This is a genomic window from Pseudomonas asturiensis (assembly GCF_900143095.1).
Lineage (GTDB): Bacteria > Pseudomonadota > Gammaproteobacteria > Pseudomonadales > Pseudomonadaceae > Aquipseudomonas > Aquipseudomonas asturiensis.
The window spans coordinates 17,904-33,511 of sequence record NZ_FRDA01000009.1; the positions used below are offsets into that span (position 1 = coordinate 17,904).

General features: G+C 61.0%; 16 protein-coding genes. 11 read left to right on the forward strand and 5 right to left on the reverse strand.

All coding sequences use genetic code 11. The features are described from left to right. Nucleotides 1-264: 264 nt before the first annotated feature. From BUB69_RS16490 to BUB69_RS16500, 3 genes are all read right to left on the reverse strand, one after another. Nucleotides 265-906 (reverse strand): NAD(P)H-binding protein, encoded by a 642-nt coding sequence (locus BUB69_RS16490; protein WP_073168629.1) that lies wholly within the window; start codon nucleotides 904-906, stop codon nucleotides 265-267. Between the two features lie 27 nt (nucleotides 907-933). Next, entirely contained in the window at nucleotides 934-2,661 is a 1,728-nt protein-coding gene (locus BUB69_RS16495) for a C13 family peptidase (protein WP_073168631.1), read from the reverse strand. 137 nt (nucleotides 2,662-2,798) lie between these two features. Next, nucleotides 2,799-3,254, reverse strand: coding sequence for a MaoC family dehydratase (locus BUB69_RS16500; protein WP_073168633.1), 456 nt, complete (start codon nucleotides 3,252-3,254; stop codon nucleotides 2,799-2,801). 204 nt (nucleotides 3,255-3,458) lie between these two features. Here BUB69_RS16500 and BUB69_RS16505 point away from each other — a divergent pair, with 204 nt between their 5' ends. From BUB69_RS16505 to BUB69_RS16515, 3 genes are read left to right on the forward strand one after another with little or no spacing between them, the layout of a single operon-like run. Next, the gene (locus BUB69_RS16505) at nucleotides 3,459-3,821 is read left to right on the forward strand and encodes a CidA/LrgA family protein (protein ID WP_073168635.1); all 363 of its coding nucleotides are present in this window, start codon (nucleotides 3,459-3,461) and stop codon (nucleotides 3,819-3,821) included. Next, nucleotides 3,818-4,534 carry an LrgB family protein gene (locus BUB69_RS16510; RefSeq protein ID WP_073168638.1) on the forward strand — a complete coding sequence of 239 codons (717 nt, stop codon included), beginning with the start codon at nucleotides 3,818-3,820 and terminating at the stop codon, nucleotides 4,532-4,534. Before BUB69_RS16505 ends, BUB69_RS16510 begins: the two co-directional genes overlap by 4 nt. A gap of 10 nt (nucleotides 4,535-4,544) precedes the next feature. Further along, nucleotides 4,545-5,135 carry an LON peptidase substrate-binding domain-containing protein gene (locus BUB69_RS16515; protein WP_073168640.1) on the forward strand — a complete coding sequence of 197 codons (591 nt, stop codon included), beginning with the start codon at nucleotides 4,545-4,547 and terminating at the stop codon, nucleotides 5,133-5,135. Between the two features lie 64 nt (nucleotides 5,136-5,199). Here BUB69_RS16515 and BUB69_RS16520 read toward each other — a convergent pair whose 3' ends face one another. Together BUB69_RS16520 and BUB69_RS16525 are read right to left on the reverse strand one after the other, a co-directional pair. Next, complete coding sequence (locus BUB69_RS16520; protein ID WP_073168642.1) at nucleotides 5,200-6,516, reverse strand: bifunctional DedA family/phosphatase PAP2 family protein; 1,317 nt, start codon at nucleotides 6,514-6,516, stop codon at nucleotides 5,200-5,202. A 3-nt stretch (nucleotides 6,517-6,519) separates the two neighbouring features. After that, nucleotides 6,520-7,191, reverse strand: a complete 672-nt coding sequence (locus BUB69_RS16525) for a DNA-3-methyladenine glycosylase (RefSeq protein WP_073168644.1) — start codon at nucleotides 7,189-7,191, stop codon at nucleotides 6,520-6,522. Between the two features lie 271 nt (nucleotides 7,192-7,462). Here BUB69_RS16525 and BUB69_RS16530 point away from each other — a divergent pair, with 271 nt between their 5' ends. The 8 genes from BUB69_RS16530 (at nucleotide 7,463) to BUB69_RS16565 (ending at nucleotide 15,444) form a co-directional block, all read left to right on the forward strand. Beyond that, complete coding sequence (locus BUB69_RS16530; protein WP_073168646.1) at nucleotides 7,463-8,728, forward strand: glutamate-5-semialdehyde dehydrogenase; 1,266 nt, start codon at nucleotides 7,463-7,465, stop codon at nucleotides 8,726-8,728. Between the two features lie 13 nt (nucleotides 8,729-8,741). Beyond that, nucleotides 8,742-9,410: a nicotinate-nucleotide adenylyltransferase gene (gene nadD / locus BUB69_RS16535; RefSeq protein WP_073168648.1), complete on the forward strand. Its 669-nt coding sequence runs from the start codon at nucleotides 8,742-8,744 to the stop codon at nucleotides 9,408-9,410. A 61-nt stretch (nucleotides 9,411-9,471) separates the two neighbouring features. Further along, nucleotides 9,472-9,858 (forward strand): ribosome silencing factor, encoded by a 387-nt coding sequence (gene rsfS / locus BUB69_RS16540; protein WP_073168650.1) that lies wholly within the window; start codon nucleotides 9,472-9,474, stop codon nucleotides 9,856-9,858. Nucleotides 9,859-9,867: 9 nt separating this feature from the next. Continuing rightward, nucleotides 9,868-10,335, forward strand: coding sequence for a 23S rRNA (pseudouridine(1915)-N(3))-methyltransferase RlmH (gene rlmH / locus BUB69_RS16545; protein ID WP_002555336.1), 468 nt, complete (start codon nucleotides 9,868-9,870; stop codon nucleotides 10,333-10,335). A 28-nt stretch (nucleotides 10,336-10,363) separates the two neighbouring features. Beyond that, a complete protein-coding gene (mrdA, locus tag BUB69_RS16550; protein WP_073168652.1) occupies nucleotides 10,364-12,259 on the forward strand; it encodes a penicillin-binding protein 2 in 1,896 nt (631 codons plus the stop codon). A gap of 31 nt (nucleotides 12,260-12,290) precedes the next feature. After that, nucleotides 12,291-13,394, forward strand: a complete 1,104-nt coding sequence (gene rodA, locus BUB69_RS16555; RefSeq protein ID WP_005753105.1) for a rod shape-determining protein RodA — start codon at nucleotides 12,291-12,293, stop codon at nucleotides 13,392-13,394. Between the two features lie 17 nt (nucleotides 13,395-13,411). Continuing rightward, complete coding sequence (gene mltB, locus BUB69_RS16560; protein WP_073168655.1) at nucleotides 13,412-14,419, forward strand: lytic murein transglycosylase B; 1,008 nt, start codon at nucleotides 13,412-13,414, stop codon at nucleotides 14,417-14,419. Next, entirely contained in the window at nucleotides 14,419-15,444 is a 1,026-nt protein-coding gene (locus BUB69_RS16565; protein WP_073168657.1) for a septal ring lytic transglycosylase RlpA family protein, read from the forward strand. Before mltB ends, BUB69_RS16565 begins: the two co-directional genes overlap by 1 nt. Nucleotides 15,445-15,608: the final 164 nt, after the last annotated feature.

Here is a 15,608-nt window from a genome sequence, read left to right on the forward strand (position 1 = left end):
GAGCAAGCTTGCTCCCACACGCTGAAACCGGCTTTCAGCCTGTAGGAGTGGACTTGTCCACGAAGACTGCCTTCCAGGCGCACCACTTCGGCTGAATGCACCGCCCCTTCGCGGACAAGTCCGCTCCCGCGGGCTGAATGTACCGATCTATGTCGCGAGCAAGCCCGCTCTCACGAAAGCGCGTGTAATCGGTAAGTTGCGTTGGGTTCGACAGGAACAGGCGTGTGCGCCATTGCCGCAGGGCGGGGCACATGCTTGTGCTGTTTATTTCCCGAGCTTGCGCAGTTCATCCGACTCGACAATACGCTCGCCATCCTGCTCCTCCAGCGCCAGCCGCCACAGGGCTCGGGCCAGTTGGCAGGCTTCGATGGCGCCGTATTTGCCGGGGATCAGTTTGGCGATGGGCGCCGCCAGTTGTTCGGCCCAGCGGGTGTCCGGGCGATTGCCGATCAGCAGGGAAGGACGGGCAATGGTCAGTTGCGGCCAGTCCTGCCTTCTGAGCGCCTGTTCCATCTCGCCTTTGACGCGGTTGTAGAACACGCTGGATTTCGCATCGGCACTCACGGCGCTGATCACCAGCAGGTGCCGGGCTCCCAGTTCACGTGCACGCTTGGCAAACGCCACGACCAGGTCCAGGTCCACAGCCTTGAACGCGTCCTGCGAGCCGGCCTGTTTGATGGTCGTGCCCAGGCAGCAGAAGGCGATGTCCACCCGACCGCCCAGCGATGGCAGCAGCGCGGTCAGGTCGCCTACCGGGTTTTCAAGATGGGGATGTTCAGCCAGAGGTCGGCGCGTAGGTGCGAGTACACGGCTGACGGTGGGCTCATTGAGCAGGCGATCCAGCAGATGCTCGCCGGTCAGGCCTGTCGCACCTGCGAGCAGGATGTGTTTCGGCGTCAAGTACATAATGTTTCTCCCTTGATACGGATAAGCCTAGCGGCTACTCGAGGTCTTCGCTTCCTTGCGATTCAACGCCGTATTCAGCGCGCGTTCTGCCTGATTCTTGCGTAACAGCTGCCAGCGGGCAATAACGCCTTTGGGGGCCCAGATCTGCGGTTCTGATGCTTCGAAATTATCTTCGGTTTCGCGTCGGGCGACGTAGGCCTTGGCGTCGTTGAACGCCTGCTGCAAGTCATCTGTTTGGACCAGCGCCCTGCCGAATAGTGCGTCGCCGAAATAGGTGAAGTCTGCCTCTTCAGAGCAGCCGAAGGAAACCCGGTCGGCGCGCGACGCGGTCATGACCAGCGTGCGCTCGTCTTTGAGGTCCGGAATGAAGCCGCCGGAATAACAGGCCGAAATCACCACGACTTTGTCGCGATTCTTCAACGGGGCGAGGGCCGCGGCCAGCGCGTCGGCGGGCAGGTCGGCCAGTGACAGGCGTGGCTGGTCCAGCACCAGTTCGTGGTCCTGAGTGCCGTGGCTGGTCAGGTAGATGAAGATCAGGTCCTCAGGGCCGCTGCGCTGCGCCAGTGTCTGCATGGCACGGGTGATGGTCTCGCGGGTGGCCATCGGCCGGTCATCCATGTGGTCGCGATGGTTGACCAGGCTGATCTGTCCCACTGCGCCAAAGCGCGTCGCCAGCAGATTGCTGACATAGTCCGCTTCGCGCATGAAGACACTCTGCTTGCCATCGCCGCCCACTACCAGGCTGTACAGCTCAGGCGTCGAGGTGGAGGCGGGCACGGCGGCCAGCGCTTTTTCCAGCAGTGAGCCTTGTGCGAGCAGACCTGCTTCCAGCGCGTCGGGCAACAGTTTGCCTTTGGCATCGCGAATACGTTGGCCATTGGCCCAGATGCCGCGCTGCACTGCGCCATCGGCCGCCGTCAGAACGCCGTCACCGTGATAGGTATCGTCAGCGAACTCTCCGACGTACTGACTGCCATCGGGCAGTTGCAGTCGACCCTGTCCCGAGAAGCGCCAGTTGTTGAATTCGCCCTGATAGCGGCTGCCGTCGGAGCCGATCAGCTCGCCCTTGCCTGTCAGCGCGCCTTCTCTGAACTCACCGCTCCATACATCACCGTCGCTGTTTTCATAGCGGCCGGTGCCGTCGAGCTGATTGTTGCGAAAGCGGCCTACGTATTGGTCGCCATCAGCACTGCTGAAGCTGCCGTTGCCTTGCAACTGGCCATCGACGAATGTGCCGCTGTACTGATTGCCGCTGGCATCGCTGCGCACGCCTTCGCCGTTGGGTTTGCCATTGGCGAACAGGCCTTGAAACTGGCTGCCGTCTTCAAGCTCCAGGCGGCCTGGACCCTCATACAGCCCCGCCTTGAACTGGCCGCGGTACAACATGCCTTTGTCTTTCTGGGTGCCTTCGCCGTCGCGCAGTCCCAGCTTGAAGCCGCCGACATAGGTCGCACCGCTGCGAGTGGTCAGTCGACCCTGGCCGCTGTACAGGCCTTGTTCGAAGCCCCCTTTGTAAATGTCGCCATTGCTGGCGTGCAGTTCGCCCGCACCTTGTCTCATGCCGTGATCGAACTGGCCTTCATACCAACTGCCGTTGGGGTAATCGATACGGCCCCGGCCCTGCAACAGGCCGTCAACCACGTCGCCACGGTAACGCCCGCCATCTGCAAGACGGCCGTCGGGGGGCAGCAGTGATTCGCCATCACCGCAACCTGCGATCAAGAGTGTCAAAGCCAGTGGGGCGAGCGCGCGCATGTGAGATCCCAAAAGAGTGATTCAGCGTTGAACCGGCTCTGCTGGGCAGATGTATTGGTTTCAACCGTCGGCGAGTATGCCGCAGTGAGTAACGGGTACGAAACAGTCTGTTACGACTGTTTCGTTTTTCAGACGTGTTACACGAAGCACATCGACAGCGGTTCAGCCACAAAGGCCGGTTTTTCCTGGCCCTCTATCTCCATGGTCGTGGTTGCCTTGAGCAGCCATTGGCCGGGTTTCTTTTCCGTGGCGTCGGTCAGTTCGACCTTCAGGCGCACGCGGGAGTTGACCGGCACCGGCTGGATGAAGCGCACGCTGTCCAGGCCATAGTTGATCACCATCTTCATCCCTTCCGGCAACACCAGCAGGTCACCCATGAGCTTGGGAATCAGCGACAGCGAGAGAAAACCATGGGCGATGGTGGTACCAAACGGGGTGCTTGCAGCCTTGACCGGGTCGACATGGATAAACTGGAAATCCCCTGTCGCTTCGGCGAACAGGTTGATACGTTCCTGATCGATGGTCAGCCACTCGGAACATCCCAGTTCCTTGCCGATGTAGTTCGTGAGTTCTGAAACAGGTACAACAGGCATGTCACTCTCCTTGTCTTCTGGTGTTGTAGCGTAATGCTGATGACTGCGTAGGATATCGCCCGCAGACGAACCACAAGATCAGCAGAGGGTTGCCGGTTGGTCAAGCAGCGTCATGCGCGCGAATACCGGCTCATAGGCACTGGCGCGTCATGTTTATAATGCGGCAGAGAATTCGCCGGGTCTGTCTAGTGTGCTGGAGTGCTCATGTTGCTACGGGGTTTGACATGGCTGGTGCTGTTCCAATTGTTGGGAACGGCGCTCAACCATCTGTTTCTATCGATGCTGCCGGGGCCGATCATCGGCCTGGTGCTGCTCATGGGCTTTTTGATGCTGCGCGGTGAGGTGGGCGAGCCCGTCAGCATGGCCGCCAGCAGCCTGTTGCGTTATTTGCCGCTGCTGCTGGTGCCGCCAGCGGTGGGCGTGATGGTGTACGCCGCCGCCATCGCCGAGGATTTCTGGGCCATTTTCGGCACCCTGTCGCTGTCCTTGATGATTTCGCTGACCTTCGTGGGCTGGCTGATGCAGAAACTTATCGAGCGTCAGGCGCGCCGCCGGGAGCCGTCATGAATCTTGACTGGAACGGCGCGTGGGCATCGGTGATCCACCATCCGTTATTCGGGATTGCCATCACGCTGGGCGCTTATCAACTGGCCATGGTCGCTTACGAGAGAACCCGCTGGCTGTTTCTGCAGCCGGTGCTGGTGTCCATGCTGGTGGTGATCGGTATTCTGCTCACCTGTGGCCTGGATTACGCCGAATACCGTAAAAGCACTGAAATACTCGGCATTCTGCTGGGCCCTGCGACCGTTGCGCTGGCCGTGCCGCTTTATCTGAATCTGCGCCGGATTCGTCAGTTGTTCTGGCCGACCTTGACTACGCTGGTGGTGGGTGGCGTTTTTGCCACGGGTCTGTGCGTGGGGTTGGGAGTCTTGTTCGGCGCCGATCACATGATCCTGATGACCATGGCACCGAAATCGGTCACCTCGCCCATTGCCATGCTGGTGGCCGAACAGATGGGTGGAGTGGCTGCGCTGGCGGCGGTTTTCGTGTTGATTACCGGTGTGTTCGGTGCCATTTTCGGCCCAGGTCTTTTGTCGCTGGCCGGTGTCGAGAACCACGCCGCCCGAGGCATGGCGCTGGGCCTGACCGCACACGCGGTCGGCACGTCCGTCGCGCTGCAGGAAGGTGAGGAGGCAGGGGCTTTCGCCGCGTTGGCGATGAGCCTGATGGGGGTTGCGACGGCATTGTTCCTGCCGTTGGCAATGTCGTTGGTCGTTTGAGGGGCTTGTTATGACGTTGCCTTTGTTTCCACTGAACGCTGTGCTGTTTCCCGGGTGCGTGCTCGACCTGCAACTGTTCGAGGCGCGCTACCTGGACATGATTGGCCGCTGCATGAAGCAGGGGGCAGGGTTTGGTGTCGTGTGTATTACCCAGGGCAGCGAAACCGGTTCGGCGCCGGGAGGCTATTCGCTGATCGGCTGCGAGGCGCTGGTTCAGGACTTTCAGCAGCAGGACAACGGCCTGTTGGGCATACGCGTGGTGGGCGCACGACGCTTCCGGGTGGTGGGTGCCGAGGTGCAGCGCGACCAGTTGCTGGTCGCTGAGGTCGAGTGGCTGCAAGAGCCCGAAGAGCGCCCGCTACAGGAAGAAGACGCCGATCTGGTGGCGCTGCTCGAAGCGCTGGCCGAGCATCCGATGGTCGCGTCGCTGAACATGGGCGTGACGGCGGAGGGGCAGCAGTCGCTGGCCAATCAACTGGCGTACCTGCTGCCGTTTACTGAAGAAGACAAGATCGAACTGCTGGAAATCGACGATCCCGAAGAGCGTCTGGACGCGATTCAGGAATTGCTGGATGAAATGCAGGGCGATTTACAGGCTTGAGCCTGTGGCGTCTCGCAGGAGATAGCGAGACGCCTTGCACTGAGTGTGCGTCTATTGAGCACCATCAATACTGATAACGCAGCACGCCATGCGCCAGCGCGCGCACCGCAAAGGTGCCCAGCAGCGCAGTCAGGGCCGGAAGGACCAGCCACCAGACCTTGGGTGACATGGCTGGCAGCGGTTCGTTGCGCTGAATGATCGCAAGGCTCGCGGCGCAGATGCAGAACGCCAGCAGCATGCCGGCCAGGATATCCGTCGGCCAGTGCACACCCAGATAGACCCGCGACAGGGCTATCGCCAGCGCCGGAATTCCGAACACCAGCAACCAGGTCAGACGCAGGCGCACCGGCTGGCCACGGCCTGCCAGTACCGCCAGGGTCATGAACAGCGCAAACGCCGCCGAACTGTGTCCGCTCGGCATGCTGTAGGTGGTGAGTGGATCGACCAGCACTTCTGGCCGGGCGCGGGCAAAAAATGCTTTCAGCGTGCCGTTCGCGACGGCGGTACCCAATGTGGTCGCCAGCGCGAACGCTGCGTGACGCCACTGCCTGGCAATCAGCAGCGCGATGATCAGCAGCGAAGCCGCCAGCAGTTGCGCCTTGAAGTCACCGATGCTGGTGACCAGCACCACAATGTTTTGAGCGGTTTCGCTGCGGTGCTCCTGCACCAGCGTCATCAGGCCATTATCGAAGTCTGTCAGGTACGGCCAGCCGATGAACAATGCGGCGACCAGTGCCAGGCTGATCAGTGAAATCGCCTTGGTCGCGTAGCGTTTCTGGCGAATGCTGCTTTGAATGCTCAAGCCGAACAGCAGCGCCAGGCCTGCGCCGACGAACGCGGCCTCGGTCCAGAAACCTTCCGGCAGTGGCAGCCTGATCGCCGCACCGGCTGCCCACCCAGGCATCAGGTAAGCGATCGACCAGCCAGCGGCGGCCACCACACTCACCGCCGCAAAACGCGGGAACGGCATGTCGCACATGCCGGCGATCATCGGCAGCATGGGCCGCAGCGGGCCGATGAAGCGTCCGACCAGCAGGCTGGCAATGCCATATTTGTGGAAGTAGGACTCAGCGCCTGTCATCCATTCCGGGTGCGTTCGCAGCCCCGGCAACTGGCGGATGTTCTGATGGAAACGGCGGCCGATGAAATACGAGACCGCATCACCCAGCAACCCGCCCAGAAAACCCAGCAACAACACTTCGCTCAAAGGCAGGATGCCACTGCCGGCCAGCGCGGCAATGGCGAACATGATCACTGTGCCCGGCACAACGATCCCGACAATCGCAACGCATTCTATGAATGCCACCAGGAAAATCGCGACGGCAACCCAGGAAGGGTTTGCCGTCAGCCAGCCGGTCATGCCATTGAGCAGGTCGCCCATGGGTCAGTTTCCTTGATCGAGAAGTAAGTAGTCGCGGCCTTCGACCTGACCGCGCCTGAGAGGGTTCCGCGTACAGAAACGCGCGTAATCGGCATCGACGAAGCGGTACATCAGGTGCTCATCACGGCCGGCAGGAATGCCGAGCCGGGTAGTCTGGATGATGCGGGTCGGTTGCTCACCGACATCCTCGACCAGCAATTTGAGAGGATCGAAGCGTTTTGCGTCCCACGTCGGGACTTTCAGCCCCAGCGCCTTGCACAGCAGGGTCTGACCTGCGCACAGTCGTTGCGGCGGACGGATGGCACCGCTGGCATCGGGGTTGTTGAGCTGCATCTGTGCCAGCGCGTTTTCGTCGCTGACGGCATCGATCCAAGGGTACGCAGACTTGATCAGCACCGCGTTGCCGGGACCCTCTGCACTGAAGTTCAGCGAGTCACCGCCCCGGGCGTAGTACATATAGATGTGGCCGCCCTCCAGAAACAGCGCTTTGCGTTTCTCGGTGTAGCCCAGCGAGGCGTGGCTGCCTTTTTCGGCGCAGTAATAGGCTTCAGTTTCGATGATGCGCACCGCGAGCCATAGCCCACCGACCTTGTGCCGAATGACCTTGCCGAGCAGATCGCGCGCGAGCACTTGGGCGTCGCGATTGAAAAAGCAGTCGGGAAGGGCGGTGGGCATAGGCAGGCAACTGAAAACGGGAAGGTGCCGATAATAACAAGCGCATCTTGAATTGCAGCTGAATGTGTCATCAAGGCCGACTTTGTTGTTTCTGAACGTGACTGGCCTCAGGCGCGGCTGATGCCGCCATGGCGGCGTCTGGACCACTCCCGACCAAGGCAGTTGCAGAAAACTGCGCACTGTTATCGACCATCCGCCTGTCTGCGCTGTCGTTCGGGCGGCACGACAGCTATAATCGGCCGCTTTCCTCTCTGCCAAGACCTCTGAGACCATGACTGAGTCCGTTCTTGACTACATGACCCGCCTGGGTCGCGCCGCCCGCGAAGCTTCGCGAGTGATCGGCCGTGCCAGCACCGCGCAGAAAAACCGCGCCCTGCTGGCCACCGCCGCCGCTCTGGACGAAGCCCGTGCCGAGCTGTCTGCCGCCAATGCGCTGGACCTGGCCAACGGTCAGGCCAATGGTCTTGAGCCGGCCATGCTGGAACGTCTGGCCCTGACCCCCGCACGCATCGACAGCATGATCGTCGGGTTGCGTCAGGTCGCCAGTCTGCCGGACCCGGTGGGAGCCATCCGTGACATGAGCTATCGGCCATCGGGTATTCAGGTCGGCAAGATGCGCGTGCCGCTGGGTGTTGTAGGCATCATCTACGAGTCGCGTCCGAACGTGACCATCGATGCCGCGAGCCTGTGCCTGAAGTCCGGTAATGCGACCATTCTGCGCGGCGGTTCCGAGGCCATTCATTCCAACCGTGCGATTGCCGCCTGCATCGAGCGTGGCCTGGCGGACGCCGAACTGCCCGCTGCCGTGGTGCAAGTGGTCGAAACCACCGATCGCGCTGCCGTGGGCGCGTTGATCACCATGCCAGAGTACGTGGACGTCATCGTGCCGCGTGGTGGCAAGGGTTTGATCGAGCGCGTCAGCCGTGACGCCCGCGTGCCGGTCATCAAGCACCTGGACGGTATCTGTCATGTGTATGTGAGTGCCCATGCCGATCTGGCGAAGGCGCAAAAGATCGCGTTCAACGCCAAGACCTATCGCTACGGCATTTGCGGCGCGATGGAAACCCTGCTGGTCGACCAGACCGTCGCCGCCGATTTCCTGCCGCCGATGGCTGCGCAGTTTCGTGAGAAGGGCGTCGAGTTGCGTGGCTGCGAACGCACCCGCGAGCTGATCGATGTCATCGCGGCGACCGAAGACGACTGGCACACCGAGTATCTGGCAGCGATTCTGTCGATTCGCATCGTCACCGGTCTGGATGAAGCCATCGAGCACATCAACCATTACGGCTCGCACCACAGCGACGCCATCGTCTCGGACCATCAGGGCCAGACTCGCCGGTTCATGGCCGAGGTCGACTCCAGTTCGGTCATGGTCAATGCGCCGACCAGCTTTGCCGATGGCTTCGAATACGGGTTGGGTGCCGAGATCGGCATTTCTACTGATAAGCTGCACGCCCGTGGTCCGGTCGGCCTTGAAGGGCTGACCTGCGAGAAGTACATCGTGATCGGTGACGGTCAACTGCGCGGACAAGCCTGACTTGAGCGAGCCCATGACAGCGTTGCCCAGACGTATCGGCATGCTTGGGGGCACGTTCGATCCGGTTCATATCGGTCACTTGCGCGGAGCGCTGGAAGTGGCCGAGTTGCTGGAACTCGATGAGTTGCGCCTGACGCCCAGCGCCAGGCCCCCGCATCGCGACATGCCGAGTGTCACGGCCGAGGATCGTCTGGCGATGGTCCGCAGTGCTGTGCAGGGCGTGTCACCTTTGACGGTGGATGACCGTGAGCTGAAACGGGACAAACCGTCGTATACCCTCGACACCCTGGAATCGATGCGCGCCGAACTCGCGCCTCAGGACCAGTTGTTTCTGTTGCTGGGTTGGGATGCCTTTTGCGGGCTGCCCTCCTGGCATCGGTGGGAAGAATTGCTGGAGCACTGCCATATCGTGGTGCTGCAACGCCCGGACGCGGACAGCGAGTCGCCGGATGCCATGCGCAACCTGCTGGCGGCGCGCGCTGTCAGCGACCCCAAGGCCCTGAAAGGGCCGGGCGGCAACATTACATTCGTCTGGCAGACGCCTTTATCGGTGTCTGCCACCCAGATCCGTCAACTGCTGGCCAGCGGTAAGTCGGTACGTTTTCTGGTGCCAGACGCGGTACTGGCCTATATCGATGTGCACGGGCTTTACCGTGCGCCGAACACAGATGGGTCGTCCTGAAACTGCTTTTTACAGATAAGCGTTTGGACGCTCCCACACATACGAGCTGAATGAGTTTTATATGACAAAGCAAAAAATGAGCAGTGAAGAAGTCGTCGCCGTGGCAACCGCCGCACTGGAAGACGTCAAGGGCGCAGACATTCTGGCCATCGACGTGCGCGACAAGACCAGCATCGCCGACTACATGCTGATCTGCACCGGTACTTCCAACCGCCAGTTGAACGCTCTGGTCGACAGCGTTCGCGAGAAGGTCAAGGCTGCAGGCCTCATGCCGTTGAGCGAAGAAGGCAAGGGCGACAGCGACTGGGTCTTGCTGGACCTGGGTGACGTCATCGTTCACGTGATGACTGCTGCCGCACGCCAGTTCTATGACCTGGAGCGTCTGTGGCAAGGTGCCGAGCAGAGCCGCGCAGCCAGCGCTGCACACCATACTCCGGGTAACGAATAAGGCATTATCGTGCGTTTGCGTCTGATCGCCGTTGGTTCGCGCATGCCCAAGTGGGTGGAAGAAGGTTGGCACGAGTACGCCAAGCGGATGCCCTCAGAACTTGCGCTTGAACTGGTGGAAATTCCGCTCAATACCCGTGGCAAGAACGCCGACGTCGCGCGCTTCATCCGTCAGGAAGGCGAGGCGATGCTGGCCAAGGTTCAGCCGGGTGAGCGGATCGTCACGCTGGAGGTGCATGGAAAACCGTGGAGCACCGAGCAACTGGCGGTCGAACTCGATCGCTGGCGCCTGGATGCCCGCACGGTCAACCTGATGGTCGGCGGCCCCGAGGGGCTGGCGCCGGAAGTCTGTGCCCGCAGCGAGCAACGCTGGTCGCTGTCGCCGTTGACCTTGCCGCACCCGCTGGTGCGTATCCTGATCGGTGAGCAGATGTATCGCGCCTGGACCGTTCTGTCCGGGCACCCTTATCACAAGTAGCATCGTTTTTACTGTGAATACGGCCTAAATGTCTCAACCGATCCGCCTAAAAGACCACGAGAAAGACGCACGCCTGGTGCGCGGCAGGGTCGTGTTCGGTGCTGTGGCGGTCGTGTTGCTGGTGTGCGTGCTGATCGCCCGTTTGTATTTCCTGCAGGTCATTCAGTACGACTACCATTCGACCCTGTCGGAAAACAACCGGGTTCACGTTCAGCCGATTCCACCCAGCCGTGGCCTGATCTACGACCGCAACGGCGTGGTGGTGGCCGATAACCGGCCCAGCTTCAGTCTCTCTGTCACACGTGAGCGCTCCGGCGACTGGTCCGCTGTACTGGACACCATCGTCGAGATCCTCCAGCTCACACCTGACGACCGCATCATTTTCGAAAAGCGTATGAAGCAGGGGCGACGGCCGTTCGAGCCGGTGCCCGTGCTTTTCGAGCTGACGGAAGAGCAGATTGCGCTGATCGCGGTCAATCAGTTCCGCCTGCCGGGCGTCGAGGTGGTGGCGCAACTGGTTCGGCATTATCCGCAGGGGCCGCACTTCGCGCATTCGGTTGGTTACATGGGCCGGATCAACGAGAAAGAGCTCAAGAGCCTCGATCCGGTCAACTACAGCGGCACGCACCATATCGGCAAGACCGGCATCGAGCGTTTCTACGAGCCTGAATTGCATGGTCAGGTGGGTTATGAAGAAGTCGAGACCAACGCCCGGGGCCGTGTATTGCGGGTGCTCAAACGCACCGATCCGATCCCCGGCAAGGACATTGTCCTGAGCCTGGACATCAATTTGCAGGAAGCCGCCGAAGCCGCGCTGGGCGGGCGTCGAGGTGCGGTCGTGGCCCTGGACCCGAAAACCGGTGAGGTGCTGGCGATGGTCAGTGCGCCGAGCTTCGACCCGAACCTGTTCGTGACCGGTATCAGCTTCAAGGCCTACGCCGAGCTGCGCGATTCCATCGACCGGCCGCTGTTCAACCGTATTCTGCGCGGCCTGTATCCGCCCGGTTCGACCATCAAGCCGGCGGTGGCCATCGCCGGGCTGGATGCCGGTGTCGTGACGCCTGCTTCGCGTGTGTTCGATCCAGGCTTTTATCAGTTGCCCAATTACGATCACAAATACCGTAACTGGAACCGTACCGGTGACGGCTGGGTCGATCTGGACACCGCCATCATGCGCTCCAACGACACTTACTTTTACGATCTGGCCCACAAGCTGGGCATCGATCGGCTTTCCACTTACATGAACAAGTTCGGCATCGGCCAGAAGGTCTCGCTGGACATGTTCGAAGAGTCCGCAGGCCTGATGCCGTCGCGGGACTGGAAGCGCGCCACTCGCAGGCAAGCCTGGTTCCCCGGCGAGACGCTGATTCTGGGGATCGGCCAGGGCTACATGCAGGCCACGCCGCTGCAACTGGCCCAGGCCACTGCGCTGGTGGCCAACAAAGGCGTGTGGAACCGGCCGCATCTGGCCCGAACCATTGAAGGCAAGCCGCCGGTGGACGAGAACCCGATGCCGGACATTATTCTGCGCGACCCGGCCAACTGGGCCAGGGTCAACCACGGTATGCAGGAAGTCATGCACGGCGCGCGCGGCACGGCGCGCAAGGCCGCCATCGGTGCGCAATACCGCATCGCTGGCAAAAGCGGTACCGCGCAGGTCGTGGCGATCAAGCAGGGCGAGAAGTACGACCGCACCAAGGTTCAGGAACGGCATCGCGACCACGCCCTGTTCGTCGGCTTCGCGCCTGCCGACAATCCCAAAATCGTTGTGGCCGTGATGGTGGAGAACGGCGAGTCCGGCTCCGGCGTCGCTGCCCCCGTTGTCCGTCAGGTGATGGATGCCTGGCTGCTCGACGAGAACGGCCAGCTCAAGCCTGAGTACGCCGGTTCCCTGAATCTGGAGGCTGCGGCCCGTGAAGAGTAATTTCGACCGCATCCTGTCCAGCGAAGATGTGATGCGCCGTCGCGCCACCTTCCTGCAGCGCATCCATATCGACGGTCCGCTGCTGATCCTGCTGCTGACGTTGGCGGCGGGCAGTCTGTTTGTCCTGTATTCGGCCAGCGGCAAGAACTGGGACCTGCTGATCAAGCAGGCCAGCTCGTTCGGTATCGGTCTGGTCGCCATGGTGGTCATCGCCCAGCTCGAACCCCGGTTCATGGCCCGCTGGGTGCCGGTTCTGTATGTGCTCGGCGTGCTCTTGCTGGTGGTCGTGGACGTGATGGGGCATAACGCCATGGGCGCGACCCGCTGGATCAACATCCCCGGCGTCATTCGATTCCAGCCCTCGGAATTCCTGAAGATCATCATGCCGGCGACCATTGCCTGGTATTTGTCCAAGCGCACCTTGCCGCCGCACCTCAAACATGTGGCCGTGAGCCTGGCGTTGATCGGTGTGCCGTTCATTCTGATCGTGCGTCAGCCGGACCTTGGCACATCGTTGCTGATTCTGGCCTCGGGTGCGTTTGTGCTGTTCATGGCCGGCTTGCGCTGGCGCTGGATCATCAGCGTGCTGGCCGCTGCCGTACCGGCGGCCGTCGCGATGTGGTTTTTCTTCATGCACGATTATCAGAAGCAGCGCGTGTTGACGTTCCTCGATCCTGAAAGTGATCCGCTGGGCACCGGCTGGAACATCATCCAGTCCAAGGCGGCCATTGGTTCGGGCGGCGTGTTTGGCAAGGGCTGGCTGCTGGGCACGCAGTCGCATCTGGACTTCCTGCCGGAAAGCCACACCGACTTCATCATCGCGGTATTGGGTGAGGAGTTCGGGCTGGTGGGGATCTGTGCGCTGCTGATCATCTATATGTTGCTGATCGGTCGCGGGCTGGTCATTACCGCGCAGGCGCAGACGCTGTTCGGAAAATTGCTCGCAGGCGCGCTGACCATGACGTTTTTTGTTTATGTTTTCGTCAACATCGGTATGGTCAGTGGCCTGCTGCCGGTTGTAGGTGTTCCGCTGCCCTTCATTAGTTACGGCGGAACTTCGCTCGTGACCCTACTGTCAGCGTTTGGGGTTTTGATGTCGATCCACACACATCGCAAATGGATCGCTCAGGTTTGATTAAGGTGAACAACTCAATGCAAGCAATGCGTAACTGGGCTCGATATGCTCCGGTGGTCGGCCTGGTGGGCATCCTTGGATCGGTGCAGGAGGCGTTGGCCGGTGATTACGAAGGCTCGCCCCAGGTGGCCGAGTTCGTCGGTGAAATGACCCGCGATCACGGTTTTGCCGGTGAGCAATTGATGGCGCTGTTCCGTGAGGTCGAGCGCAAGCAGCCGATTCTCGATGCGATCTCCCGTCCTGCCGAGCGCGTCAAGCAGTGGAAAGATTACCGGCCGATGTTCATGACCGACGCGCGTATCGCCCGCGGTGTCGATTTCTGGCGTCAGCATGAGGCCGCGCTGGCCCGTGCCGAGCAGGAATATGGCGTACCGGCACAGATCATTGTGTCGATCATCGGCGTTGAAACCTTTTTTGGCCGTAATACCGGCAATTATCGGGTGATCGACGCGTTATCGACGCTGGGCTTCGATTACCCGCCCCGCGCGCCATTCTTTCGCAAGGAGCTGAGAGAATTCCTGCTCCTGGCACGTGAACAGCAGGTCGACCCGCTGACGCTGAAGGGTTCCTACGCCGGAGCCATGGGCTTGCCGCAGTTCATGCCGAGCAGCTTTCGTGCTTACGCCGTGGATTTCGACGGTGATGGCCATATCAACATCTGGACCGATCCCGACGATGCGATTGGCAGTGTGGCCAGCTACTTCAAGCGCCATGGCTGGGTCGCCGGTCAGCAGGTTGTCAGCCGGGCGGATGCCCGAGGCGAGCGCATAGACGAAGGTTTGAGTCCGGGTCTTGATCCGGTGATGTCGGTCGGGGAGTTGCGAGGCCTGGGCTGGGCGAGTCATGATGCGCTGCGCGACGACCTGCCAGTGACAGCGTTTCGCCTGGAAGGCGACAATGGCCCGGAATACTGGATGGGTTTGAACAATTTTTACGCAATCACCCGTTATAACCGCAGTGTGATGTACGCCATGGCCGTGTATCAGCTGTCTGAATCGTTGGTTCAAGCTCGAGGCGTCAAGTAATGCGGGCATTGCCGATTCGTACATCGTTGAAGTTGCTGGGGTTTGCAGGGCTGGCCCTGTTGGTCGCCAGTTGCTCGTCTCCTTCACGCACCACACAGCAGTCGCCAAAAGGCGGCGCGGTGGTGCGCTCCATGCCCGGTCTGGACATCAACCGTGCCCACAAGGACGGCGCGCCGTGGTGGGACGTGGATGTTTCACGCATCCCGGATGCCACACCGACCCTGCACACCGGTCCCTACAAGGCCAACCCTTATACCGTGCTGGGCAAGACCTACTTTCCGATGAGTGAGTCCAAGCGCTACGTCGCGTCGGGCACCGCATCCTGGTATGGCACCAAGTTTCATGGTCAGAACACCGCCAATGGCGAGGTCTACGACCTGTATGGCATGAGCGCGGCACACAAGACCCTGCCGCTGCCCAGTTACGTCAAAGTGACCAACCTGGACAACAACCGCACAGTAATTCTGCGGGTCAACGACCGGGGGCCGTTCTATTCCGATCGCATCATCGACCTGTCTTACGCGGCCGCCAAAAAACTCGGCTACGCCGAAAGCGGCACTGCGCGGGTCAAGGTCGAAGGCATCGACCCACAGGAGTGGTGGGCCCAGCGTGGTCGTCCTGCGCCGCTGATGCTCAATCAGCCGCAAGTGATGGCCCAGGCCACGCCGCCTGCGTTAAGTACGTCCACCGGGACGGTCGAGCAATACACGCCGCCGCCTCAGCAACACGCCGCTCCTGTTGTACCGGTTCAGGTTGACGCAAAAAAAAACGCTTCAGGACAAGCCGCTGGGCTATTTCTCCAGGTGGGAGCCTTCGCGAATCCGGACGCTGCGGAGCTCCTGAGGTCGAAACTGAGCGGGATGGTTCGGGCCCCGGTTTTCGTGAGCTCGATAGCGCGCAATCAGCAAACGCTTTACCGCGTCAGGATGGGACCCGTTGGCACGCCGGGTGAAGCCCAGCAGTTGCAGGACAGCGTCCGCTCGGCCAACCTCGGCCAGCCAAGCGTCGTGACATCGGACCAGTAACGGATTTTTTGACAGTCGTCCTCCAGCAGCAGTGGAGGATGAAAGGCAGTCGCAGGCGGCGCGTATTGGCCATCAGGCAAGCGCCGCCGGTAACTGCCCCACGAGGTCGTGTGTCGAACAGACGACTTTGTCAGCCAGGGATGTAGCCTGGCGCCACGAGCCGT